At 63.6% G+C, this 23,164-nt stretch carries 23 protein-coding genes; 13 read left to right on the top strand and 10 right to left on the bottom strand.

Annotation, left to right across the window (positions count from 1 at the left end; translation table 11 throughout):
- Nucleotides 1-55: 55 nt before the first annotated feature.
- Genes kynA through kynB form a run of 3 tightly spaced genes read right to left on the bottom strand, consistent with a single transcriptional unit; the run spans nt 56 to nt 3,033 of the window.
- Nucleotides 56-1,030: a tryptophan 2,3-dioxygenase gene (gene kynA / locus AB870_RS16450; protein WP_047905538.1), complete on the bottom strand. Its 975-nt coding sequence runs from the start codon at nt 1,028-1,030 to the stop codon at nt 56-58.
- 16 nt (nt 1,031-1,046) lie between these two features.
- The gene (gene kynU, locus AB870_RS16445; protein ID WP_047905537.1) at nt 1,047-2,300 is read right to left on the bottom strand and encodes a kynureninase; all 1,254 of its coding nucleotides are present in this window, start codon (nt 2,298-2,300) and stop codon (nt 1,047-1,049) included.
- A gap of 55 nt (nt 2,301-2,355) precedes the next feature.
- Nucleotides 2,356-3,033: an arylformamidase gene (gene kynB / locus AB870_RS16440; protein WP_047905536.1), complete on the bottom strand. Its 678-nt coding sequence runs from the start codon at nt 3,031-3,033 to the stop codon at nt 2,356-2,358.
- A 26-nt stretch (nt 3,034-3,059) separates the two neighbouring features.
- Between kynB and AB870_RS26450 the strand changes: the two genes are divergently transcribed.
- Complete coding sequence (locus tag AB870_RS26450) at nt 3,060-3,281, top strand: hypothetical protein (protein ID WP_157112361.1); 222 nt, start codon at nt 3,060-3,062, stop codon at nt 3,279-3,281.
- Here the strand turns inward: AB870_RS26450 and AB870_RS16435 are convergent.
- Both AB870_RS16435 and AB870_RS16430 read right to left on the bottom strand, forming a co-directional pair.
- The gene (locus AB870_RS16435) at nt 3,278-3,742 is read right to left on the bottom strand and encodes a MarR family winged helix-turn-helix transcriptional regulator (protein ID WP_047905535.1); all 465 of its coding nucleotides are present in this window, start codon (nt 3,740-3,742) and stop codon (nt 3,278-3,280) included. The genes AB870_RS26450 and AB870_RS16435 overlap by 4 nt on opposite strands.
- A gap of 8 nt (nt 3,743-3,750) precedes the next feature.
- Nucleotides 3,751-4,269 carry a flavin reductase family protein gene (locus AB870_RS16430; protein WP_047905534.1) on the bottom strand — a complete coding sequence of 173 codons (519 nt, stop codon included), beginning with the start codon at nt 4,267-4,269 and terminating at the stop codon, nt 3,751-3,753.
- A gap of 145 nt (nt 4,270-4,414) precedes the next feature.
- On the opposite strand from AB870_RS16430, the gene AB870_RS16425 reads away from it, so the two are divergent.
- From AB870_RS16425 to msrA, 10 genes are all read left to right on the top strand, one after another.
- A complete protein-coding gene (locus tag AB870_RS16425; RefSeq protein WP_047905533.1) occupies nt 4,415-5,461 on the top strand; it encodes a 2,5-dihydroxypyridine 5,6-dioxygenase NicX family protein in 1,047 nt (348 codons plus the stop codon).
- A gap of 110 nt (nt 5,462-5,571) precedes the next feature.
- Nucleotides 5,572-6,384: an alpha/beta fold hydrolase gene (locus AB870_RS16420; RefSeq protein ID WP_237169963.1), complete on the top strand. Its 813-nt coding sequence runs from the start codon at nt 5,572-5,574 to the stop codon at nt 6,382-6,384.
- A gap of 90 nt (nt 6,385-6,474) precedes the next feature.
- On the top strand, nt 6,475-7,719 hold the full coding sequence (locus tag AB870_RS16415) for an acyl-CoA dehydrogenase family protein (RefSeq protein ID WP_047905531.1): 1,245 nt from the start codon (nt 6,475-6,477) through the stop codon (nt 7,717-7,719).
- Between the two features lie 123 nt (nt 7,720-7,842).
- Nucleotides 7,843-9,393 (top strand): class I adenylate-forming enzyme family protein, encoded by a 1,551-nt coding sequence (locus tag AB870_RS16410; RefSeq protein ID WP_047905530.1) that lies wholly within the window; start codon nt 7,843-7,845, stop codon nt 9,391-9,393.
- Between the two features lie 244 nt (nt 9,394-9,637).
- Nucleotides 9,638-10,384 carry an IclR family transcriptional regulator gene (locus AB870_RS16405; RefSeq protein WP_047905529.1) on the top strand — a complete coding sequence of 249 codons (747 nt, stop codon included), beginning with the start codon at nt 9,638-9,640 and terminating at the stop codon, nt 10,382-10,384.
- Between the two features lie 39 nt (nt 10,385-10,423).
- Entirely contained in the window at nt 10,424-11,161 is a 738-nt protein-coding gene (locus AB870_RS16400; protein ID WP_053059413.1) for a transporter substrate-binding domain-containing protein, read from the top strand.
- A gap of 176 nt (nt 11,162-11,337) precedes the next feature.
- Nucleotides 11,338-12,006 carry an amino acid ABC transporter permease gene (locus AB870_RS16395; RefSeq protein WP_039396703.1) on the top strand — a complete coding sequence of 223 codons (669 nt, stop codon included), beginning with the start codon at nt 11,338-11,340 and terminating at the stop codon, nt 12,004-12,006.
- On the top strand, nt 12,003-12,785 hold the full coding sequence (locus AB870_RS16390) for an amino acid ABC transporter ATP-binding protein (protein WP_047905528.1): 783 nt from the start codon (nt 12,003-12,005) through the stop codon (nt 12,783-12,785). Before AB870_RS16395 ends, AB870_RS16390 begins: the two co-directional genes overlap by 4 nt.
- A gap of 117 nt (nt 12,786-12,902) precedes the next feature.
- Nucleotides 12,903-13,859, top strand: coding sequence for a formimidoylglutamase (gene hutG / locus AB870_RS16385; RefSeq protein WP_047905527.1), 957 nt, complete (start codon nt 12,903-12,905; stop codon nt 13,857-13,859).
- Nucleotides 13,860-14,158: 299 nt separating this feature from the next.
- Nucleotides 14,159-14,731: a peptide-methionine (S)-S-oxide reductase MsrA gene (msrA, locus tag AB870_RS16380; protein WP_047908306.1), complete on the top strand. Its 573-nt coding sequence runs from the start codon at nt 14,159-14,161 to the stop codon at nt 14,729-14,731.
- A gap of 103 nt (nt 14,732-14,834) precedes the next feature.
- On the opposite strand, the gene AB870_RS16375 is transcribed toward msrA, so the two are convergent.
- Together AB870_RS16375 and AB870_RS16370 are read right to left on the bottom strand one after the other, a co-directional pair.
- A complete protein-coding gene (locus AB870_RS16375; RefSeq protein WP_071386892.1) occupies nt 14,835-15,881 on the bottom strand; it encodes a hypothetical protein in 1,047 nt (348 codons plus the stop codon).
- A 90-nt stretch (nt 15,882-15,971) separates the two neighbouring features.
- Complete coding sequence (locus AB870_RS16370; RefSeq protein ID WP_157112360.1) at nt 15,972-16,322, bottom strand: hypothetical protein; 351 nt, start codon at nt 16,320-16,322, stop codon at nt 15,972-15,974.
- Nucleotides 16,323-16,810: 488 nt separating this feature from the next.
- Between AB870_RS16370 and AB870_RS16365 the strand changes: the two genes are divergently transcribed.
- Together AB870_RS16365 and fabV are read left to right on the top strand one after the other, a co-directional pair.
- Entirely contained in the window at nt 16,811-18,349 is a 1,539-nt protein-coding gene (locus tag AB870_RS16365) for an MFS transporter (protein WP_047908305.1), read from the top strand.
- Between the two features lie 158 nt (nt 18,350-18,507).
- Nucleotides 18,508-19,701: an enoyl-ACP reductase FabV gene (fabV, locus tag AB870_RS16360; protein ID WP_047905524.1), complete on the top strand. Its 1,194-nt coding sequence runs from the start codon at nt 18,508-18,510 to the stop codon at nt 19,699-19,701.
- Between the two features lie 128 nt (nt 19,702-19,829).
- On the opposite strand, the gene AB870_RS16355 is transcribed toward fabV, so the two are convergent.
- The 3 genes from AB870_RS16355 to pdxH all read right to left on the bottom strand — a co-directional run bounded on the left by AB870_RS16355 (nt 19,830) and on the right by pdxH (nt 22,949).
- Entirely contained in the window at nt 19,830-20,981 is a 1,152-nt protein-coding gene (locus tag AB870_RS16355; protein ID WP_064674855.1) for a DUF72 domain-containing protein, read from the bottom strand.
- The gene (locus AB870_RS16350) at nt 20,978-22,189 is read right to left on the bottom strand and encodes an SAM-dependent methyltransferase (protein ID WP_047905523.1); all 1,212 of its coding nucleotides are present in this window, start codon (nt 22,187-22,189) and stop codon (nt 20,978-20,980) included. Before AB870_RS16350 ends, AB870_RS16355 begins: the two co-directional genes overlap by 4 nt.
- A 112-nt stretch (nt 22,190-22,301) precedes the next feature.
- Nucleotides 22,302-22,949, bottom strand: a complete 648-nt coding sequence (pdxH, locus tag AB870_RS16345) for a pyridoxamine 5'-phosphate oxidase (protein ID WP_047905522.1) — start codon at nt 22,947-22,949, stop codon at nt 22,302-22,304.
- Nucleotides 22,950-23,164 lie beyond the last annotated feature (215 nt).

The following is a 23,164-nucleotide window of genomic DNA, read 5'->3' as shown; positions in this document are numbered from 1 at the left end:
GGCGCAACGGCGATTGCCGGTACGGTGCGGCGATCCTGGCTCAGCGCCACTGTCGTCACAGCAGAGTCCGCACGTGCCACAACTCCGGGAAGAGCACGACGTCGAGCATCTTGCGCAGGTAAGGTGCGCCGTTGGTGCCGCCCGTCCCCTGCTTGAAGCCGATGATGCGCTCCACGGTGGTCACGTGACGGAAGCGCCATTGGCGGAAGGCGTCTTCGAGATCGACCAGTTCTTCGGCCATCTCGTAAAGCTCCCAGTGCTGCGACGGGTTCCGGTAGACCTCCAGCCAGGCCGCCTCGACGCTTTTGTCGTGCGGCGTCGGCTTCGTCCAGTCGCGCTCCAGACGCTCCGGCGCGATCGCGAAGCCGCGACGGGCCAGCAGACGCACCACCTCGTCGTAGAACGAAGGCGCCTTGAGTGCCGCTTCCACCTGCTGGTACAGATCGGGGCGATGCGAATGCGGCTGAAGCATGGCCGCATTCTTGTTGCCCAGCATGAACTCCAGAATGCGGTACTGATACGACTGAAAGCCCGACGAGCTGCCCAGCGACGGGCGCATCGACGAATACTCCGAAGGCGTCATCGTGGCCAGTACGCTCCACGCCTGCACCAGTTGTTCGAGGATGCGCGACACGCGTGCGAGCATCTTGAACGCCGGAGGCAGCTCGTCGTTGTGCACGGCCGAACGTGCAGCCCGCAGTTCGTACAACGCCAGCTTCATCCACAGTTCGCTCGTCTGATGCTGAATGATGAACAGCATCTCGTTGTGATCGGTCGAGCGCGGATGCTGCGCATTCAGAATCGGATCGAGCGACAGGTAGTCGCCGTAGCTCATGCTCTTGGAGAAGTCGAGCTTGGCGTCGTGCCATTGCGTCGAATTCGCCGGTTCGGGCGAGGTGTCCTTCGCGGCAGGCGCCGCGCCGGACGTCTCGTCGCTCCGATGTCCGAACGGGCAGCCGCCCTGAGCCGGCGTGGCGCGTTCGTCGGCTGGCGCGCCAGGGTTGCCGGACGTGGGGGAAGTCTTGCTCATACTGACAGCTCCTCGCTCAGGTCACCGCGCCACGACGATGAAACTCGGGCTTGTCCCACGACCCCGTGCTCAGCACGTCACGCAGAATCTCGACCGAATCCCACACGTCGGCAAAGCTCGTGTACAGCGGCGTCATGCCGAAACGCATGATGCGCGGCTCGCGATAGTCGCCGATCACGCCACGCGCGATCAGCGCCTGAATCACCGCAAAGCCCTCCGGATGCTCGAAACTCACCTGCGATCCGCGTGCCGCATGGTCGCGCGGCGTCACGAGCGTGAGCGGGAATTCGGCGCAACGCGATTCCACCAGTTCGATGAACAGATCCGTGAGGGCCAGCGACTTGCGACGCAGCGCCTGCATCGACGTCTGCGCAAAGATGTCCAGGCCGCACTGCACGAGCGAGAGCGAGACGATCGGCTGCGTGCCGCACAGGTAGCGCCCGATACCGTCGTCCGGCGTGTATTCCGGCGTCATCGCGAACGGGGCGCGATGGCCCCACCAGCCCGAGAGCGGTTGCCAGAACGTGTCCTGATGCTTCTTGTTGACCCACACGAAAGCCGGCGAACCGGGGCCGCCGTTCAGGTACTTGTAGGTGCAGCCGACCGCGTAGTCCGCGTTCGCGCCGTTCAGGTCGACCGGCACCGCACCGGCGGAGTGGCACAGATCCCATACGGCCAATGCGCCCGATGCGTGAATTTCGGCCGTGCGCGCGGCCATGTCGTACATCGCGCCCGTGCGGTAGTTCACATGCGTGAGCAGGACCACGGCGACATCGTCGCCCAGGGCGCTCTGCAATTCGTCCGGCGAATCGATCAGACGCAGCGAGTAGCCGTCGTCGAGCAAACGCGTGAGCCCCTGCACGATATACAGGTCGGTCGGGAAGTTGCTGCGCTCGGAGACGACGACCTTGCGTTGCGGCGCACGCACGCGCTGTGCGTCGAGCGCGGCGGCCATCACCTTGAAGAGGTTGCTCGACGTGGTGTCCGTCACCACGACTTCGCCCTTGCCCGCGCCCACGATGGGGGCCAGCGCATCGCCCAGCGTGCGCGGCAGCGCGAACCAGTCGGCTTCGTTCCAGCTGCGAATGAGGCCGACACCCCATTCGCTCGTAATCACTTCCTGTGCGCGCTTGGCCGACGCAATGGGACGCGCGCCCAGCGAGTTGCCGTCAAGGTAAATCACGCCCGGCGGCAGGTCGAACTGCGCGCGCAACGGGGCAAGCGGATCGGCCGCGTCGAGGGCCAGACAATCGTTGCGAGAAGACGTCATGGTTTGCGTTGGTTGGTAAGGGAAACGATGAAAAGAAGCGGGCGTGCCGCGACGTTCAGAGCGAACGCAGCACGGCGCGAACGGGGCTGGCGTCGAGCCGCATGAACTTCAGCGGCAGCGCAATGAGTTCGTAATCGGCAGGCTCGATGGCATCGAGCACCAACCCTTCGAGAATCGCCATGCGATGCGCGCGAATGCGGTGGTGCGCGTCCATCGTCTTGCTCTGCTGCGGATCGAGCGACGGCGTGTCGATGCCCACGAGCGTCACGCCGTGCGAGGCGAGCAGATCGATGGTGGCGGGGGCCACGGCACAGAACGCGCTGTTCCAGCGCGATACCGGCGCCTGTGCATAGGTGCGCAGCAGCACGCGCGAGGGCACATCCTTCAGATGCGCTTCGACCATCTCGGGAGTGACCGCCGGCGACGCGCCGATGCAATGGATGACGCGGCACGGCCCCAGATACGTCAGAAGATCGACTTCGCCGATGCATGCCCCTTCGTCGTCGTAATGACGTGGCGCGTCGGCGTGCGCACCGGTATGCGGCGAGAGGGTGACGCGCCCCACGTTGACGGGGCAGCCCGGGCCGATCTGCCAGACGGGAGCCTCGGTAAGCGGTGTGTCGCCCGGCCACACGGGCGTGTCGGCACTCAGCGGTGCACTGATATCCCATACGCGACGCTCGTGCGTGCGGGGACGGTCCGCGGGGCTATCCGCAGCGTTCGAAACGTTCATACGCAAGCGCCTTGCGAGGGCGATTCATGAAAGGAAAAATCCCACATAGTTTAGGAAATTCCTCGCCGCAGGTGCTTGCGTATTCGAATGGCGTGAAACGTCGGATTGAAATTCGGCAAGCGATTTTGCCGGATTATCGGTGGATTATTTTAATTTTCCAGAAATTGGTCGAATTCGATGCGAGTTCATCGGAATTCGGCGGCGCGGTCGGGCGTAAGGCGCCGGGCGGGGACTGGCGGCAGCGTTAAAGCGACCGGCGATGCGTCATCTGATGGATGAGTTCGCGCAGGGCGTCCTTGAGTTGTGCCGACTGCGCCTCGCCGAATCGCGCAAGCACGCGCGCTTCGTGACGGCGGGCGCTCTCCAGCAGCGGGGCAACATGGGCGACGCCCGCATCGGTGAGCGAGACGAGCGACTGACGCCGGTCAGTCGCGCTCTCGCCACGCACCACGTAACCCGATGCTTCGAGACGGTCGATGACCTTGGTGACGGTCGGCTGCTTGGCGAGCACGATGTCCGCCAACTGATTGACGGTACGCGCCCGGGTGTCCGAGAGCGTGGCGAGCACACGCCACTCCAGCACGCCGAGACCGGCCGCAGCGACTTCGCGGTGAAATTCGTCGGACACGAGCGCGCTCGCTCGGGCAAGCAGGTACGCCAGATAATCGTCGACGAACGGCGTACCCGAAGCGGATCGCGTGGCAGACATGACGCGTCTTAGCCCAGCGACTGCGGTTTGTGAAAGCCGCCGGCGTGAAAGATCAGCGGCATGCGATCCGAGGCTTGCGCGTGTACGCCGCAACGCTCGACCTCGCCCACGAAGATGACGTGATCGCCTTCGTCGTAACGACTGCGGTTGTGGCATTCGAACCAGGCCAGCGCCCCTTCGAGAACCGGCGTTCCGGAGGCGGACAGCGTATACGGCACCCCCGCGAACCGGTCGCCCTTCATCGTTGCAAAGCGCTTGCAGATGTCGAGCTGATCGGCGGCGAGCACATTCACGACGTAGTGCGTATTTTCACGGAAGACGGGCATGCTGCCGGCACGCGTGGCGAGGCTCCACAGGATGAGCGGAGGCGTGAGCGAGACCGAATTGAACGAACTCGCGGTAATGCCGATGAGCGAACCGTCCTCGGCTCGGGTGGTGATCACCGTGACCCCGGTCGCAAACTGACCCAGTGCATTGCGAAAAGCCGTGCTGTCGAAATCCGGCGTTGCGGCGCGTTTGGCGTTCACTTTCCCTGCACTCCCGTCCGGCTAATTTGATCGGGTTGATTTGTATGAATATTCATATACTATGGCACGAACGACAGATCGACAAGACGCGTGATGGCCAACGGAGCCCAGCAGGGGCGCAAGGGTCAGGCGCTCAGGAGACGATATGCTGATCGAGCGAATCGAGCATAAGTGGATCGATGTATTTGCCGAGACTTTGCGGCGCTGCGACATACGGCCCGGCGACGTGGTGGCGATTGTAGCCGAAACGCAATCCCGGCCTGTCAACGTGGAATTAGCGCAACTGGCCGCGGAGTCGCTTGGCGCAAGGCCGTTCCGGCTGGTGGTGCCGAGCCCGCGCGTGCAGGCCCCGGTGCCCGTGCGCTCCACCGGCGCGAGCGACGCACTGGGTCAACTGGCTCCCGTCGTGGCGGCGCTCAGAACGGCAACGCTGGTGGTCGACTGTACCGTCGAAGGCTTGTTGCACGCGCCCGAACTGCCGGAAATCCTTGGCGGCGGCGCGCGCGTGCTGATGGTCTCGAACGAGCATCCCGAGATTCTGGAGCGGTGCGCGACGGACCCGGCCCTTGAGCCGAAAGTGCGCGCGGCCATCAAGCGTTTGCGCGGTGCAGCACAAATGCACGTGACGTCCGCGGCGGGCACCGACCTGCGCATCGGACTGCGCGAGGCGCGAGTGGGCGGTGTATGGGGGTGGTGCGCCAAACCTGGTCAGGTGGCGCATTGGCCTGGCGGTCTTGCGCTGGCATTTCCTGCCGCGCACAGCGTGAACGGGCAACTCGTCCTCGCGCCCGGCGACATCAATCTCACCTTCAAGCAGTACCTGCGTGAGCGCGTTGCGCTTACCGTCGAAGACGATTACGTCGTCGCGATCGACGGCGAGGGCGTCGACGTCGACCTCATGCGCGACTATTTTTCCGCGTGGGCAGACCGCGAGGCCTACGCCGTCTCGCACGTCGGCTTCGGCCTGAACCCGCGTGCGCGCTGGGATGCGCTCGCCTGCTACGACAAGCGCGATTGCAACGGCACGGAACAGCGCGCCTTTGCGGGCAACTTCCTCTATTCGACGGGGGCCAACGAGGTGGCAGGGCGCCACACGCTGGGTCACTTCGATTTGCCGTTACGCAAATGCACGATCGCGCTCGACGGCGACGTTGTCGTGCGTGACGGACAACTTCAGGGCGAATTCGCATGACGACGCCTGCTCCGCCGGCCGCCGGCGCTTCACTCCCGTGCGCGTCATCCGCTCCGTGCGCTCCGTGCGCTTCATTCGCTTCGTCCGCATCGTCAACCTCATCCGTTGTCGTGCCGACGTCCTCCGCTGCGCCAGCGTGCCCCGCGTACCGCGTGGCCGGGCAGGGGCCGATCACGCTCGTATTGCTGCACGGCATTGGCGGGAATCGCGACCTCTGGCCTGCACAGTTCGAGACATTCGTCGCCGCGGGCTATCGCGTGCTCGCGTGGGACATGCCGGGCTATGGCGACAGCGCCCCGCCAGCCGAGCCGACGATGGCGGCGCTTGCCGACAGCCTGCGGGCATTGCTCGATGCGCTGGGTCCTTCGCGCTTCGTGCTCGTCGGTCACAGTATGGGCGGCATGGTCGTACAGGAACTGATGGCGCGCGGCGCACCGTTCACGCGCGATGTGGCGGCGCTGGTGCTGTGCGGCACGTCTGCCGCATTCGGTAAACCGGACGGCGATTTTCAGCGCGAGTTCGTGCGCCAGCGTACCGCGCCGCTCGACGCGGGCAAGACCTTGCGCGAGATGGCCGAAGCGATCGTGCCCGGCATGCTCGGCGAGCCGGACGACGCGACGCGCAGCAAGGCGCACGCGCTGGCCGTCGAGGCGATGGGCGCCGTTTCGCCGCGGGCCTATCGCGCGGCGTTGCAGGCGCTCGTTGGCTTCGAACAGCGCGCGGCCCTGGCGCGCCTGAGCGTGCCGGTGTTGCTCATCGCGGGCGAGCACGACAACAACGCACCGCCGAAGGTCATGGCGCGCATGGCCGACGCCATCATGCAGGCGCGTTACGTCTGCCTGCCCGGCGCGGGGCATCTCATGAATCTCACACATGCGGCGGCATTCGACACCGAGGTGCAGGCGTTCCTCGCCCGGATATAAGCGCTCGCGAGACACCCCGGCGTACATCGGACATCCCAGGCGCACCTTCGCTCACTCAAGCGCATTCCCAGAACACATCAGGAGACTACCGTGGCCTATCAGCCCCCTTCGATCGTCGGCGAGCATTACCCGCTCACGGACAAGCAGCGGCGCCTGCTGGCGCTGGCAGAACAGGTCGGACGCGAGTCGCTCGCCCCGCGCGCCGCGCGCTGGGATCGCGAAGCGTCGTTCCCGTTCGAGAACTACGACGACATGCGTGCCGCGGGCCTGCTGAAGTTGTGCATTCCCGAAGAAGACGGCGGTCTGGGCGCGGACTTCGCGACCTACATGATGGTCTCGGCCGAACTTGGCCGTCACTGCGGTGCGACGGCGCTCACGTTCAACATGCACACCTGCTCGATGATGTGGACCGGCATTCTCGCGGACGACCTCGACATGACGCCCGAGCAACGCACGGAACACGCCGGCTACCGCAAGCATCATTTCGAGCGCGTGATTCAGGACGGCGCGATCTACGCACAACCGTTCTCCGAGGGCAGCGCGGCGGCCGCCGGCAAGGCGCCGTTCGGCACGACGGCGACGAAGGTCGACGGTGGCTGGCTGATCAACGGCCGCAAGATCTTCGCGTCGCTCTCGGGCGCGTCAAACTATTACGGCGTGCTGTGCACGGAAGACAAACCCGAGCTGTCGATGAAGGACACGTTCTACATCGCCGTGCCGGGCGACGCCCCGGGGGTGACCGTCACCGGCGACTGGGATCCGCTCGGCATGCGCGGGACCGTCTCGCGCACGCTGCTCTTCAAGGACGTGTTCGTCGCCGACGCGCTGCAACTGATGCCGCGCGGCGTCTACTATCAGGCCGCCAGCCGCTGGCCGCACATGTTCATGACGCTCGCGCCGACGTACATGGGGATCGCGCAGGCCGCGTACGATTTCACGGTGCGCTATCTGCGCGGCGAAGCCGAAGGCATGGGGGCGCCGGTCAAGCGCCGGATGTACCCGACCAAGCAGATCGCCGTCGCGCAAATGCACATCATGCTGGAGCAGACGCGCGCGCTGTTCCTGCGGGCGTTGCAGGATGGCCGGGCCGATCCCGGCAAGGACGCGCGTCTGCGCGCCTATGCGGCGCAGTACACGATCATGGAGAATGCCAACGAGCTGTGCCGTCTCGCGATTCGCACGTGCGGGGGGCAGTCGATGCTCAAGACGCTGCCGCTCGAGCGCATGTATCGCGATTCGCGTTGCGGCGCGCTGATGCTGCCCTGGACCGCCGAGCTGTGCCTGGATCGCATCGGCCGCGAAGCGCTCTATGAGCCGGGCGAGCGCGACGAGTAAGGCGCTTGCACAACCCTTCGGCGCGCGCACGACATTCGGTCGGCAGCCCATCAGCAAGTCAGTGGTTCAGCGACGCGGCGCGGCGACGATAGCCTCGCCGTCTCTCTTGTCACGGAGAACAAGTTGACGCCTTTTGTAGAAGCGCTTGCCTGTCACGCGCGCGCCACGCCCGAGCGGCTGGCGCTGCGGTGCGGCGTTGGAGAGCAAGCCCTGACGACCGACTATGCCGCGTTGTGGCGGCGCATCGAGCGCGTTGGCGGCCATCTGCGCGAGACGTGGCGCATTGCGCCGGGCGAGCGCGTGGCCTGTCTCGGTCTGAACGACGAACTGCAACTGGCGTTGCTGTTCGCGTGTGCGCGGGCCGGCGCCATCTTTCTGCCGCTCAATTTCCGTCTGGCGGTGCCGGAACTGGCGGCCATCGTGCGCCATGCGGGCGTGCGCGTGCTCTGGTTCGATGCCATGCATCGCGACACGGCCCGCCAGATTCGCGACGCGCTGGAGCAAGACGCCATCACCGATTTGCCTGCGCCGGCCATCGCCCCCATCGAAGGGCTGATCGCCGTGCCTTCGGTCAAGCCGGTCGTCTATCCCGACGTGCCGGCCGATGCCCCCGTGTTGCTCGCCTATACGTCGGGCACGACCGGCGAGCCCAAAGGGGCGCTGCACACGCAGGCCGGACTGCTGGCCAACGCCGAAGCCAGTTGGTGGTCGCACGACATGCGCGCCGACGATCATGTCCTGTCGACATTGCCGATGTTTCACGTCGGCGGACTCTGTATTCAGACGTTGCCGGCGCTGCTGCGCGGCGCGAGTGTCACGCTGCATCCGCGCTTCGATCCGGCCGCGTGGCTCGCGGACGTCGCCCGGCATCGTCCGACGCTCTCGCTGATGGTGCCCGCCACCCTGCGTGCCGTACAGACGCACCCGATGTGGGCGGCGACGGATCTCTCGTCGCTGCGCGGCGTGATGGCCGGATCGAGCGTGGTGCCCATGTCGGCCATCGACGCGTTCCACGCGCGTGGCATTCCGCTTGGTCAGGTGTACGGTGCAACGGAGACCGGTCCGGTGTCGATCGCGCTGCGTTTCGGCGAAGCGAAGGCGCATCCCGGCGCAGTGGGACGCCCGTGTCCGGGCGTGGAAGTGCGTCTGGTCGATGCGGCAGGGCAGGAAGTCGCACCGGGCGACGTCGGCGAAATTCTCGTGCGCGCCCCGAACGTGATGCGCGAGTACTGGCGCGCCCCCGGCCACGCCGGCTTCGAAGACGGCTGGTTCCACTCCGGCGATCTGGCGCGGCTGCGTGACGATGGCTGCATCGAAGTCGTCGGCCGCAGCAAGGACATGATCATCTCGGGCGGCGAGAACATCTATCCGGCCGAAATCGAGAATGCGCTCGTCGACTGTCCCGGCGTCATGGAGGCGTCGGTCGTCGGTGTGCCCGACGAGCGATGGGGTGAAGTGCCGGTCGCCGTCGTCGTTCCGACGTCGCAGGCGCCCGCCACGCAACCCTCCGTTCTCGACTTTCTCGCGACACGTATCGCTCGCTTCAAATTGCCGCGCCGTGTTGTCATTGTTGAGAACCTGCCCAAGAGCGCACTTGGGAAAGTGCAAAAACCGATTCTCATCGCATGGCTATCCGACAGCCGGGATTCGTCAACGGCAACCCACATTCGGTAATCGGAAGCTTTATTCGGTTTTTGCTTAAAAACGCCGAAACCCTTGTTTTTCAAAGGTTTCGGCGTTTTTTTATGGCCGCTACCCGCGATGCGTAAGGGAAAATCCCTATGCGTAATCTCCCAATTTGTTACCATCTGCTGAGAATTACATTTTTTACTTTGGGAATTGCATCGCAAGATAGCGCCCATGTCGTCATCGGCGGCACATCCCGCTGATTTTTTGCTTTCTTTGGTTTTTGAAGACGATGGACACCACCGAAGCTCAATCGGTCTCCGAGCGTGTACTGCAAGTCCTCGTGACTGTGGCGCGTCATGGACGACCGATCGCGGCACGCGAGATCGCCGCGCAAACGAGCCTGCCGCTCTCCACGGTTTACCGCCACCTCGTGCCGCTCAAGAAGTGGGGCCTGGTGCAGGAGCACGCCCATGAGGCGCTCTACGAACCCGGGCCGGTGGGCGTGCAACTGGCGTGGGGTTTCGACCACAACTCGCATCTTGTCACCCAGGCGCGCGAAGAAATCGACGCCCTCGTGCAGCGCACGGGCGAGACGGTCGGTCTGCTCGTGGCCGCGAACGGTCAGGTCGTGTGTCTCGACATGCACGAGAGCGAGCAATCGCTGCGTTGCTCGTTCGCCAAGGGCCGTGCGCATCCGCTGGTGCACGGCGCGTCGGCCAAGGCCTTGCTTTCCTTTCTGCCCCAGACCACTCGCGACAACCTGATCGGCCGTCAGTTGGCTGGCCAGCCGGTGGCGCAGGAGCGTCTGATCGCGCAGATCGAGGAGATTCGCAAGCAACGGTATGCGGTGTCCGAAAGCGAAGTGGATTTCGGCGTCTGGGGCGTATCGGCCCCGGTCTTTGCCGCGAAGGAACGTCTGGAAGGCACCATCACCCTGATGGCGCCGGCCGTGCGTGTGGCGCAGCGCCACGAAGAGCTGATCCGCCTCACGGTGGCGGCGGCAGAGCGTATTTCGAATCGATTGCAGTACTTTTAACCGGTTTTTCCGAACTGAGACTACACGAAGGAGTACCAGATGAAATTGCGTCACATCCTGTTCACGATGGCGCTGGCCGTCACCTGCTCGACCAAGGTTTTCGCTGCCGACGACGTGTTGCGTGTTGCTACCGACGCGACCTTCCCGCCGTTCGAATACGTGGAAAACGGCAAGCGTACGGGCTTCGACGTCGAAATGATCGAAGCGCTGGGCAAGGCGATGGGCAAGAAGGTCGAGTGGACGGATATCGACTTCAAGGGGCTGATCCCGGCAGTGCTGTCCAAGCGTGTCGACGTGGCGGCTTCGGCCATCTACATCACGGACGAACGTTTGAAGGCCGTGAACTTCACGCACCCGTACTACACCGGCGGTCTGGCCATTATGGTCAAGGCCGATAACACCAGCATCAAGGAGCCGGCCGATCTGAACGGCAAGAAGGTCTCGGTGCAGGTCGGCACGAAGTCGGTGCAGTTCCTCACGGAAAACTATCCGAAGGTCTCGCGCGTGGAAGTCGAGAAGAACGACCAGATGTTCGAACTCGTGAAGATCGGCCGTGCCGACGCCGCAGTGACCGGTAAGCCGGCAGCGCTGCTGTACGCCAAGGCCAATCCGAGCGTGAAGGTGCTCGACAAGACGCTGACGATCGAGCGCTACGGCTTCGCCCTGCGCAAGGACGACAAGGCGCTGACCGAAGAAATGAACAAGGCGCTGGAGAAGGTGCGCGCCGACGGCACGTACGCTGCGCTGGTGACGAAGTACTTCGGTAGCGCGAAGTAATGCAGTCGAGACAGTCGCCCGCGCGCAACGCCGGGCGACATCCGGGCAATACCAAAGCAACAGCAAGGCAATACCAAAGCAATACCGGGCGGGTTGGCCGTCATCCCTGATCACAGGGTGACGTCGCCCGCCCAAGTCATAGGCATTAGCGCAGTAGAGCAACTGACGGAGTACGCATGGAACTCGATTTTTCGCCGGTGTGGGCAAACTGGACGGACCTGGCGCGTGGCGCGCTTGTGACCGTCGAAGTCACTGCCTGTGCCCTGGCCCTGGGCTGTGTGCTGGGTTTGCTGGTCGGCATGGGCCGCCTCAACCCGGCCAATCGCATTCGCTACGGCATCTGTACCGCTTACGTCACGTTCATTCGTGGCACGCCGCTGCTCGTGCAGCTCTTCATCCTGTTCTTCGGTCTGCCGCAGTTCAACATTCTGCTGCCGGCGTTCGTGTGCGGCGTGCTGGGTCTGGGCATCTATAGCGGTGCCTACGTCTCGGAAATCGTGCGTGGCGCCATCCAGTCGATCGAACGCGGTCAGATGGAAGCCGCCCGTTCGCTCGGCATGCCGTACGGTCAGGCCATGCGCTCGGTGATTCTGCCGCAGGCGGTCGTACGCATGATTCCGCCGCTGGGCAATGAATTCATCGCGCTCATCAAGAATTCCGCCCTCGTGTCGCTGCTCACGATTCACGACGTGATGCATGAAGGCCAGAAGATCATCAGCGTGTCGTATCGCTCGCTGGAAGTGTATCTGGCGATTGCTTTTGTTTATCTGATTTTGACCGGTGTTACCACGCTGCTGTTGCAGCGCGCCGAGAAGTCCCTGCGTGCCGGAGGTGCCGTGCAATGAGCGAAGTGAAGAAAGTCACCGGCGCCCCGATCCTGAAGATCGAAGGGCTGGGCAAGGCCTATGGCAGCCATCAGGTGCTCAAGGGCATCGATTTCGAAGTCGACGCCCGCCAGGTCGTCGTGGTCATTGGCCCGAGCGGTTCGGGCAAGAGTACGTTCCTGCGCTGCTGCAACGGGCTGGAAACGGCAGAGCAGGGCACCATCGAGATCGTTGGCAAGAAGCTCGTCGATCACGGCAAGATGATGGGCGAGAACGCGCTCAACCATCTGCGCATGGAAGTGGGCATGGTGTTCCAGTCGTTCAACCTGTTCCCGCACCTGACGGTCCTCGATAACGTCACGCTCGCGCCTCGCAAGCTGCGCGGCATGAAGAACGCCGACGCCGAAAAGCTGGCGCGCGAACTGCTCGCGAAGGTGGGCCTCGCCGCGAAGGCGGACGTCTACCCGGGCACGCTCTCCGGCGGTCAGAAGCAGCGCGTGGCGATTGCGCGCGCACTGGCCATGCAGCCGCAGGTCATGTTGTTCGACGAGCCGACGTCCGCCCTCGATCCGGAGCTGGTCGGTGAAGTGCTGCAAGTCATGAAGGCGCTCGCCAACGATGGGATGACGATGTTGGTCGTCACGCACGAAATGGGCTTCGCCCGCGAAGTGGCCGACGTCGTTGTCGTGATGGATCAGGGCCGCATCATCGAAGCCGGACCGCCCGAGCAGATTTTCACCGCGCCGCGTGAAGCGCGTACGCGTGAATTCCTGCAAGCGGTGCTCACGCGATCGGCGTAATGCGCGTGAATCGTGCCGGTGCACGGCGATGGCATTAGTGGCATTAGTGGCATTCGCAACAACGTGCGCAGGCATCCGGTAACGACACAGGTAAGGTAAGGCAAGGCAGGAAAACGTATGACAATCGATCGAACGGTCTGGCAAGGCCGGGTGGATACCGGCGAAGCAGGCCATACGCTGCGTCTGCATCAGGTGTTGCGCGATTACGACGCGAGCGACGCCTCGGACATCGCTGGCGGCGCTGTGGTGCTGGGCTTTTGCAGCGACGAGGGCGTGCGCCGCAATCATGGGCGTCCGGGGGCGGTTGCCGGCCCGGACATGCTGCGCCGCGCGCTGGCGAGTCTGCCGGTGCAAGGCACGCCTGTCGTGTTCGATGGCGGCAACATCGTCTGTGCGGACGATCGCCTCGAAGCGGCGCAGGCAGCGCTGGGACATCGCGTGGCCGAAGTGCTGGCGGCGGGGGCGCGTCCGGTCGTACTGGGCGGTGGGCACGAGATTGCCTACGGCACGTTCCTCGGCGTTGCGGAGCATTTCGGCGACCGCCTGCGCGACGAGCCGATTCTGATTCTCAATTTCGATGCGCACTTCGATCTGCGTGCGCAGCCCACGGCCAGTTCCGGCACGCCGTTCTGGCAGATCTCGCAACTGCTCGCGGGGCGTCGGGCACCGTTCCATTACGCGTGTCTCGGCGTGAGCCGTTACAGCAATACGGAAGCGCTTTTCGAGCGCGCGGGCGCGCTGAACGTCGATTACTGGCTTGACGAGACGATGCTCGCGCATCGTCTGCCGCAGATGTGCGAGCAGTTGGAAAAGAAGCTGGCGACGGTGAGCCACGTGTATCTGACCATTGACATGGACGTGCTGCCGGGCGAGAAGGCGCCGGGCGTGTCGGCGCCGGCGGCGCATGGCGTGGCGTTCGAAGTGGTCGAGGCGCTCATCGGCGTGGTACGACGCTCGGGCAAGCTGCGCGTGGCGGATATCGCGGAGTACAACCCGACGTATGACCGTGACGGCCTGACGGCGCGTGTCGGTGCACGTCTGCTGCATCCGCTGATCACGCAACTGGAGGGCTGACGCGGCCCCATAGGGATGGCATGGCCGCATCAAGTCGCATCGAGTCGCATCGAGTCGCATTAGGCCGGATAAAGCCGCGCCCTGCTGTGGTCGGCGTACGGTCGATGCAGCCTCAATGCACGGCGGGCGCACCGGCCGAGCGGCGAGGGGCGCAAAAGGTATTTGCGCCGTTCGCAGAACTTCTGCGCGACAATAGGGCGGGCGATCGAACCATCGGTCGCCCGCCCTATTTGTTTGGTGCGGCGCGTCATGAATGGAGGCGCGCGCACACTCGAACGCAGTCGACAAGCGAGGTCAAGATGACAGAGCAGACGAAGTCTCCCAGCGATACCCGTACCGAAGTCGCCACGCTGGCCGGTGGTTGTTTCTGGTGCCTCGAGGCCTGCTATCAGCAACTGGACGGGGTGAAGTCCGTCGTCTCCGGCTACGAAGGCGGGCATGTGGACAATCCGACCTACGAGCAGGTCTGCGAAGGCGAGACTGGTCACGCGGAAGTGGTTCAGGTGACCTATGACCCGGACGTCGTCACGTTCGAAGAAATTCTCGTCGTGTTCTTCCAGATCCACGATCCGACCACGCTCAACCGTCAGGGTAACGACATCGGCACGCAGTACCGCTCGGCGATCTTCTATCACGACGACGCACAAAAAACAGCGGCCGACCGTCTCATCGCCGAACTGATGGCTGAGATGACATACCAGCACCCGATTGTCACGCAGGTCGTGCCGGCGCAAACGTTCTGGCCAGCCGAGGCGTATCACCAGAACTACTTCCGCCAGCACCCCGATCAGGGCTACTGCGCTTATGTCGTTGCGCCGAAGCTCAAGAAATTCCGCGAGAAGTTCGCGCGTCGGCTGAAGTCCGCCGCGTGAGCCAGGGCACGGGGCCATCGATCGACACGACGGTGTATGTGTTGCGAAGCGTGAGTGGCTGGCGCGTGTTGCCCGGATGCACGCTTCGCGCTTCATAAGGCCTTCAGAGCAACGTGCAGTTGTAAAGAATGTCGTGCCGGGGTGAGAGCGGGTGGGGCGGGTACGGTGGCGACTCACCCTTTGCCTTGCGGCGCGAACGCTGGACTTCAATGTCCTGTGAGATCGGAACGCGCTCGCTGGCTTGCGCCGGGGGATGTGCCGGCTCGCGCCGCTGCCGGCATCGCACGAGATGCTCAAGGAACCGGCCGATTCCCTGTTCGTGATTTGCGCGCTGCCGGAGGCTTTCGCCGCCCCCTCGGCTCCGAAGAATCCCGTTGCGCTCACGGCTCTGACGGTCTTCACCGCTCTCTTCGCTCTCATTGCTCTCATGTGTCCCTCGGCTCTCACGGTCTACCGGACTGCGAGAACCGGGAAGTCTCTCCCACGTTGTGGCGCCCGCTGCACGGTAATGGAAGTCGAGAATCCGCTTGTGGTCCAAGGCCACCTGCGCTGCATGGGGATGCCCGGCATCGAGATACGCGAGTTCACGGGCGCCGGCTGCGTGCAATGCGGCGTCCCCCGGCGCTTCGAGATCTGCGAGATCGGGAAGTCTGCTTCGCTCGATCGCCACAATGCGCGATCCCACGTCGTAACGAAGTGCCTCAAGTGTGCCCGGCAAGTACTGCGATTCGTCGCGCAGCAAAGAGGGCAACCCCAACGCCTTGAGCCGAGCCTCCAGCAATGCGTCGCCACCGTCGGGATGGAGGGCCAGCGCCGTAGCGACCGACGCTCGTAAATCGGCGTTGCGCGTATAGCGGCGAGACGGGCTGCCGTCCTGCGGCGTGACCAATGCGGCGAGTACGTCGTGCATATAGTCGTCCACTTGCACGGCGCCGCACTCGACGCACTCGACGCACTCGACGCCTGAGGCGCGCACGGGGGATCTGGCGTTCAGCGATTCCACTGACATGGCGTGCCCTTCCCGCAGGCGGTTCCTGATGCTCGTGAATGTCGCCAACGCGTGCCCGTCGGCCAACGCTTCGACCGGCTTCACTTGCCAGTTCGAAAGTTGCGGCCAGTCACCCGTTAGCGGTTGCGAGGGCAAGTGCATGGAAAGACTCCTCATTCGATGTCGATAGACTGTGGGCTGTCCCACGCAATGAAAGAAGGCACTAACTGTTCACGCAAAGTGCGCAATTGCTCAGCCCACTACACAGACCGGCGCGCCGGCCGCTTTCGCGTACAGGATCAGGCACGGGTCCGCGGCGTCGCCGGCGTGTCCGTAAGCGGCTTCGAGATGATCGAAGTAGAACGCTTCTGCGGCACTCGCCACCTGTTGCGTGACGATGGCAAAGCGCTGGTGATCGAAGCGGATGTCGAGATACGTGAGGTTCCCATGGAACCAGACGACGTAACCGGCAAACGGCAGGGTCGCCGGAATCTCCGGGAATGTGAGCGTCGCCGGATCGCCGGACTGCCCGTCCGCCAGCGTCCTGACGCGCTGTGCGCTCAGCCAGCGTTCGTAGTCTTCGCGCATGGGGCGGTGTTTCATGGACGTGTCTCCATAGAAGTGACGATGACGCTTTGCGAAGCGTCGAGCGATGGTGCGGCCGTTGTTCGGACGCCGTTTTGGCGAATGCGTCCGGCTTTGCCGCATTTGTTTCGTCCCGCGTGGATGGCGGTGAAAAGATGATGCCCGCCCGGGCGGCACGTGGGGTTGAGGTGTGTCCGAAAGGGGTATCGGACAACGCCCGTTTTGCAGGATTCGCGTCACCCAGGGCCGTAGGGAAGGGTTGGCCCCGAGTCGTTGAGTTTTTTTAAGGTGACCATTGAGTGTTGTGTTTTCGCGAATTCGTTGAGGTATCAAACGATGCGGATCGATGTGCGACGAGGCATACGGGGCACTTTCGGCCGATAATGCGCGCCGCGCATGAACGTTCATATATTCATTATTTTTCGCATAGAATGGCGACTCTCCTCAATGAAGTCTTCAGGTAGTCCGCCGTGCGCCCCCTGCCTTTTCGCGATGCGTTGATGGCCATGATCGGCATCGCGCTCGTCAATATGCTGGTCGCCCTCGACCAGACCGTCGTCAGTACGGCACTTCCCTCCATCGTCGCCGAGCTCAAGGGTTTCGAGTATTACGCCTGGATCGCGAGCATTTACTTGCTGGCTTCCGTCGTGACCGTGCCGGTGTTCGGACGGCTGGGCGACTACTTCGGCAGGCGCCACTTCGTGATCGCGTCGGTACTGACGTTTACCGTTGCCTCGCTGCTGTGCGGCTTGGCGCCCAACATGCCGTTTCTGGTGTTCGCGCGCGGATTGCAGGGCATTGGCGGCGGCATGATGGTCGGCACCGCATTCGCGTCCGTACCCGATCTCTTCCCGGACGCGCGCTCCCGTGTTCGCTGGCAGGTCGTGATTACCACGGCGTACGGCATCGGCACGGCGGCCGGCCCCTCGCTCGGTGGTTTGCTCTCGGAGCATTTCGGCTGGCGCTCCACGTTCTTCGTGAATCTGCCGGTGGGTCTGGCGGCGCTGTACTTCGTGTGGCGCTATCTGCCGAAATTCCCGCCGGCGCATCGGGGCGACGTGCGTGTCGACTGGCGCGGCGCGTTGTGGATCGCGGTCGTGCTCGGCGGATTTCAGATATTCATCGAAAACGTGCCGTCGCACGGCGCATCGACCGGCAACCTGCTGTTGCTCCTCACCGTAGCCATCGGGTGCTTCGTGTTGCTGCGCACCGAACGGCGCGCCACGCACCCGATCGTTCCGCTCGACATGTTTCGTCACCCGCAACTCGTAGTGCTGTTCACACTGTCGGTGCTGATCGGGTTCGTGATGTATTCGCTGATCTTTTTCGCACCGTTGCTCCTGCAAGGCGGATTCGGCCTCAGTCCTCAGGCGGCAGGGCTGATCGCGACACCCATCGCGGCATGCATCGCGCTGGGGAGCTTCATCAATACGCCGGTGGTCGTGCGGCTGGCGCGCCCGACCAACATGCTGGTCATCGGCTTCTGCCTGCTCGCCATTGCGTCGGCATGCGTGGGACTGTCGCATCGCGATACGCCGCACGGTTTGCTCGCGCTGGCGATGGCCTGTGCCGGGATCGGCATCGGCTTCATTCTCAACAACATGAACGTGTTCGGACAGGAGATTGCCGGGCGAGAGCGTTTCGGCATCACCACGGCGTTGCTGCAATCGACCCGCATGGTCGGCGGCATGCTCGGCACGACCATCGTGGGAACGCTGGTCAATCACTGGTACGCGCGTGGCGTGGCCGGCGCGGTCTCGGGTTTCGACGGGACATTGGCCGCGCATGCCGTGGCACGGGCGCTCGATCCCCGCATTCTGATCGACCCGGCCGTTCGTACGGAGCTGCTGACGGACCTGCGGGCGATGGGCATCGACGGGGCGCCGCTGGTCGAAACGGCGCGTCAGACGCTCGTGAACGCCGTTCATGCCGGGGTGCTGCTCACGGGCGTTGCCGCCATCGTCGCGGCCTTGCTGGTGCGGCGCATTCGTCAGATCCAGTTTCCGAAGCGTATCGATCGCACGGTCGTCGCTACACCGGAATGATCCGAAAGTGCTCCGGCGACGTCTGATCCGGCATTACCGAATGGCGCAAAAGCCGGCCCCGGACGGGCCCAAAATGCCGGCCGGCGCCCGACCTCGTTTACAATGCGCGGTGTTTGCCGGGTGAGCCGGCATCACCGAATTTTGTGAACGAGGTTTCCATGATCATCAAGCCACGCGTGCGCGGCTTCATCTGCGTCACCACTCATCCCGTTGGCTGCGAAGCCAATGTCAAGCAACAGATCGAATACGTGAAGGCGCAGGGCCCGATCGCGAACGGTCCGAAGAAGGTGCTCGTGATCGGCGCGTCGACCGGATACGGACTGGCTGCGCGTATCACCGCCGCTTTCGGCAGCGACGCCGCCACGCTCGGCGTGTTCTTCGAGCGTCCGGGCACCGATACCAAGCCGGCCACGCCGGGCTGGTACAACACCGCTGCTTTCGACAAGTTCGCCACCGAAAAGGGCCTCTACGCGAAGAGCATCAACGGCGACGCATTCTCCAAGGAAATCAAGGCCAAGACCATCGAGACGATCAAGAACGATCTCGGTCAGGTCGATCTGGTCGTGTACAGCCTCGCGGCACCACGCCGCACGCATCCGGAAACCGGGCAGGTGTTCAACTCCGTGCTCAAGCCGGTGGGCAAGTCGGTGACGCTGCGCGGTATCGATACGGACAAGGAAGTCGTGAAGGAATCGGTGTTCGAACCGGCTTCGCAGGAAGAGATCGAGAACACGGTGGCCGTCATGGGCGGCGAAGACTGGCAGATGTGGATCGACGCGCTGGCCGACGCCGGTGTACTCGCCCCCGGCGCCAAGACCACCGCGTTCACGTATCTGGGCGAGAAGATCACGCACGACATCTACTGGAACGGCTCCATTGGCGCTGCCAAGAAGGATCTGGACGAGAGAGTGCTCGGCATCCGCGCCAAGCTTGCGAGCGCCGGCGGCGACGCACGTGTGGCGGTGCTGAAAGCGCTGGTCACACAGGCCAGTTCGGCCATTCCGATGATGCCGCTTTACCTCTCCCTGCTGTTCAAGGTCATGAAGGCCAAGGGCACGCATGAGGGCTGTATCGAGCAGATCTACGGCCTGTACAGGGACAGCCTGTACAACGCCGCGCCGCAGTTCGACGAAGAAGGCCGCTTGCGCACCGATCAGAAGGAACTCTCGCCGGACGTGCAAAGCGAGGTTTCGGCACTGTGGGACAAGGTGACGAACGAGAACCTGTACGAACTGACGGACTTCGCGGGCTACAAGCACGAGTTCCTGCGTCTGTTCGGTTTCGAGATCGAGGGCGTGGATTACGAAGCGGATGTGAATCCGGACGTCGCGATTGCGCATCTCGTGGCGTAAGCCGCGGCATTACCGGGCAAGACTGCGCAGTCCGCCGGTCGCATGAGCGATCGACGATGGCCTGAGTCGGCAGTTGTGCCGGCCTCAGGCCATTGTCGTTTCAGGCTTCGGCCGTCGAGCGTCAGCCATCAAGCGTCCGGCGCGTGCGCCGTCTGCCACAAGTCGGAAATCCGCTCGGCCAGCGCATGGCAAGACAGCGGCGACGACCCCTCGGCCTTGTTGTTGACGATTACGAAGACGGGTTGCCCGGCGAGTGCATAGTGGGTGGCCAGTGCGGCAAGTACGTCGCGTGTGGCCGGATCGGGATCGACGATCCTGTCGAACGGCGCGTATTTCGCTTTCGCCTGTTCGTACTTATGACCGCTGTTCAGATTCCAGCGCACGACCAGCGGCCCTGCGCCAGCTTCGTCCAGCAGCGCCAGCGCTGCGGCCTGACGCTCCACGTGCGGCATGCGCGCATGTAGCCCAACGGAGTAACGCACACCCAACGGCCCCAATGCCCGCATGAGACGCGGCGTGAGCAATGCCCCGTCGCGGATCTCCAGTGCGTAGCAAGGCCCCGGCGCCGTCGTGCCATCCGGCATGACCTCGCCTGCGGGGAGCGGCGGTAGTGCCGAGAAAAACGCTTCGATGCGCCGAATCAGTGCCGGTACGTCGCGCAGTAGCTCGGCGGGCAGCGGCGACACCTGAAATACCAGCACACCGGCCTTGGGGCCAAGGCCCGCGAGGCAGGGCGCGACGAACTGTTCCCCGGCAACGCGCGCGTCGAGAAAACAAGGGTTCGCGCTTAGCCGTTCACCTTTGTCGCCACGCACGACGGCGTCCGTCACGACGCTCGGTGCTTTGACCAGAAAACGGAAATCCTTCGGCACCTGCTCGGCGTACTTCTGATACTCGACGATCGACATCGGCTTGTAGAACGACCGGTCGATACCGACGCAACGCAGCACCGGGTGACTCGCGTAAGCCGTGAGTCCCTGACGCGAGAGTTTGGTGTCGCTGTAATCGTCGTCCCAGACGATGCCTTTCCAGCCGGGGAACGACCACGATGAGGTGCCGAGACGGATGTTGCCGGGCAATCGATCGCCCAGCATGCGGGTGGCGGCCGAGATGTCGGCGGCACCGACGCCGCCGCGGCGCGATGGCCTCCGGGCGGGAGCGGCGCCGGCGTCCTGCGAAGATGAAGAAGGGGCAGGGGCGCAATCGCCGTCGATCTGCCTGGCACGTCCCCCTGGCGGGGGATCGTCAGGCGGCGTGCCAAACAGATCGAACTGGCTCATCGGTTCTCGTACATGTAACGGCGCGACCACGGCAATTGCGTGGCCGACTTTCCTGCCTTGCGGCAGACGACCTGATAGATCGACACGTGATCGTGTTCGAACGCATACGCGCAGCCCGCGAGATACACACGCCACACGCGGAAGCGTTCCTCGCCTGCAAGTTCCCGCAGGCGCGGGGCATGGGCTTCGAAGCGTTCCGACCACAGCGTAAGGGTGCGCGCATAGTGACGGCGCAGACTTTCGACGTCGCTCGCTTCAAGCCCGCCGCGCTGCATCGATTCCAGCGCCAGACTGATGTGCGGCAACTCGCCGTTCGGGAAGACGTACTTGTCGATGAATTCGCCGCCGCCCATCGCCGTCTCGCCGCTATCCGGATCGGTCGACGTGATGCCGTGGTTCATCGCCACGCCGTCGTCCTTGAGCAGCGAAGCCATTTTCGCGAAGTAGTCCTTCAGATTTTTCCGGCCCACGTGCTCGAACATGCCCACGCTCGTGATGCGGTCGAACTGACCTTCCACGTCGCGGTAATCCTGGATGCGGATTTCGATCCTGTCTTCCAGTCCGAGCTTCCTGACGCGCTCGGTGGCCAGATCGAACTGGTTCTGCGATAACGTGACACCGACACATTTCGCACCGAACTTCTGCGCGGCGCGAATCACCAGTGCCCCCCATCCGCAACCGATGTCGAGCAAGGTCTGCCCGGGGCGCAGACCGATCTTGGTGAGAATGTGATCGATCTTCTTCTCTTGCGCGGTGTCGAGGTCTTCGTCGCCATTTTCGAAGTAGGCACACGAATAGACCATGTTCTTGTCCAGCCAGAGCTGGTAGAACTCGTTCGACACGTCGTAATGGAACTCGATCGAGCGTTTGTCGGATTTCTTGCTGTGATTGAAGTGGCGCACGGCACGCTCCAGCGGACCGATAGTCGTCAGACTGCTACCGGCGAGCGCATAGCTCATGTCGATGACGTCGGCGAGTTTGCCCTCGACGTCGATTTCGCCCTTCACATAGGCCTCGCCGAGATTGTCGAGACTGGGACTGAGCAGGCGCGTCATGGCCGCAGGGCCGTTGATGCGCAACGTTACGCTGGGATTGTCGAAGGCACCGAAATCGTATTGCTGTCCATTCCAGAGCGCGAGGCGAATAGGCAGGTTCGACGATGTCCTGACACCGCTTACCCAGTTTTCGAGTTTTTTCTCCCACAACATGGATGTGCTCCAAGTGTCACCAAAAAAACTTCAATCCGTACCGTCGGCACGGTGACGTCTCCTCGTCAAGCGGGCGGGCAGGCGTACCGCGTCGGCGTAGCCGACACAACGTTTAAGGAGACAGGCGCGCGACGCGCCATCCTCCATCGGCAAGCCGGAAAAATTTGATGCGATCGTGCAGTCGCGATTCGCGACCCTGCCAGAATTCGATGGCATCCGGCGCGAGCCGGTAGCCACCCCAGTGCGGCGGGCGCGGCGGGGCGTCGCCGAACTGGCGCCGGAACTCCGCTTCGCGTTGCTCGATGATGGTTCGGTCCGCGACTTCGGCGCTTTGCACCGAAGCCCAGGCACCCAGACGGGAGCCGACCGGGCGTGAATGGTAATAGGCGTCGCTTTCTTCCGCGCTCACCTTCTCGACGCGTCCCTCGATGCGCACCTGACGCTCAAGTTCGATCCAGTGAAACAGCAGACAGCCGTACGGCGTGGCCGCCAGTTCCTGCCCCTTGCGCGACTCGTAATTGGTGAAGAAGGTGAACCCGCGCTCGTCCGCCCCCTTGATCAGCACGATGCGCGCGTCCGGGCGTCCGTCGGGTGTGACGGTGGCGAGCGTCATCGCGTTCGGCTCGGCCAACCGGGCCGCGAGCGCTTGCTCAAACCAAAGCCGGAATTGGTCGAACGGGCTGGATGCCACGTCGGTCTCGGAAAGCGAGCCGAGGGCATAGTTCTTGCGCAGGTCCGCGAGTGAAAGCGTCTGGGTCACGACGATCGTAGTCGGTCTGTAGCGGTTGGGGATTGCGACACAGTATAGCGAAGAGTCGACAAATGTGCGCACGTGACGATTTGTCGCGTGGAACGAATATCAATCCTCCGAACGCCCCGTGGTATGGGCGTCTCGCGCTATGTGCTTGATATTTAATGAATGAAGTAACTGCGTGATGAAGCCACCGCCGTTCCGAGCATCACAGACGCCGGCGA

The organism is Pandoraea faecigallinarum, from assembly GCF_001029105.3.
In the GTDB taxonomy this organism is placed as follows: domain Bacteria; phylum Pseudomonadota; class Gammaproteobacteria; order Burkholderiales; family Burkholderiaceae; genus Pandoraea; species Pandoraea faecigallinarum.
The sequence above is the reverse complement of the archived record's forward strand: the minus strand, read 5'-3'. Positions and strand labels throughout refer to the sequence as shown.

Excerpts from the sequence above, each read along its gene's own strand:
- kynA (WP_047905538.1), bottom strand. The coding sequence starts at position 1,030 with ATGAGCAAGACTTCCCCCACGTCCGGCAACCCTGGCGCGCCAGCCGAC.
- kynU (WP_047905537.1), bottom strand. The coding sequence starts at position 2,300 with ATGACGTCTTCTCGCAACGATTGTCTGGCCCTCGACGCGGCCGATCCG.
- kynB (WP_047905536.1), bottom strand. The coding sequence starts at position 3,033 with ATGAACGTTTCGAACGCTGCGGATAGCCCCGCGGACCGTCCCCGCACG.
- AB870_RS26450 (WP_157112361.1), top strand. The coding sequence starts at position 3,060 with ATGAAAGGAAAAATCCCACATAGTTTAGGAAATTCCTCGCCGCAGGTG.
- AB870_RS16435 (WP_047905535.1), bottom strand. The coding sequence starts at position 3,742 with ATGTCTGCCACGCGATCCGCTTCGGGTACGCCGTTCGTCGACGATTAT.
- AB870_RS16425 (WP_047905533.1), top strand. The coding sequence starts at position 4,415 with ATGCTGATCGAGCGAATCGAGCATAAGTGGATCGATGTATTTGCCGAG.
- AB870_RS16405 (WP_047905529.1), top strand. The coding sequence starts at position 9,638 with ATGGACACCACCGAAGCTCAATCGGTCTCCGAGCGTGTACTGCAAGTC.
- AB870_RS16400 (WP_053059413.1), top strand. The coding sequence starts at position 10,424 with ATGAAATTGCGTCACATCCTGTTCACGATGGCGCTGGCCGTCACCTGC.
- AB870_RS16395 (WP_039396703.1), top strand. The coding sequence starts at position 11,338 with ATGGAACTCGATTTTTCGCCGGTGTGGGCAAACTGGACGGACCTGGCG.
- AB870_RS16390 (WP_047905528.1), top strand. The coding sequence starts at position 12,003 with ATGAGCGAAGTGAAGAAAGTCACCGGCGCCCCGATCCTGAAGATCGAA.
- hutG (WP_047905527.1), top strand. The coding sequence starts at position 12,903 with ATGACAATCGATCGAACGGTCTGGCAAGGCCGGGTGGATACCGGCGAA.
- msrA (WP_047908306.1), top strand. The coding sequence starts at position 14,159 with ATGACAGAGCAGACGAAGTCTCCCAGCGATACCCGTACCGAAGTCGCC.
- AB870_RS16375 (WP_071386892.1), bottom strand. The coding sequence starts at position 15,881 with ATGCACTTGCCCTCGCAACCGCTAACGGGTGACTGGCCGCAACTTTCG.
- AB870_RS16370 (WP_157112360.1), bottom strand. The coding sequence starts at position 16,322 with ATGAAACACCGCCCCATGCGCGAAGACTACGAACGCTGGCTGAGCGCA.
- AB870_RS16365 (WP_047908305.1), top strand. The coding sequence starts at position 16,811 with ATGATCGGCATCGCGCTCGTCAATATGCTGGTCGCCCTCGACCAGACC.
- fabV (WP_047905524.1), top strand. The coding sequence starts at position 18,508 with ATGATCATCAAGCCACGCGTGCGCGGCTTCATCTGCGTCACCACTCAT.
- AB870_RS16355 (WP_064674855.1), bottom strand. The coding sequence starts at position 20,981 with ATGAGCCAGTTCGATCTGTTTGGCACGCCGCCTGACGATCCCCCGCCA.
- AB870_RS16350 (WP_047905523.1), bottom strand. The coding sequence starts at position 22,189 with ATGTTGTGGGAGAAAAAACTCGAAAACTGGGTAAGCGGTGTCAGGACA.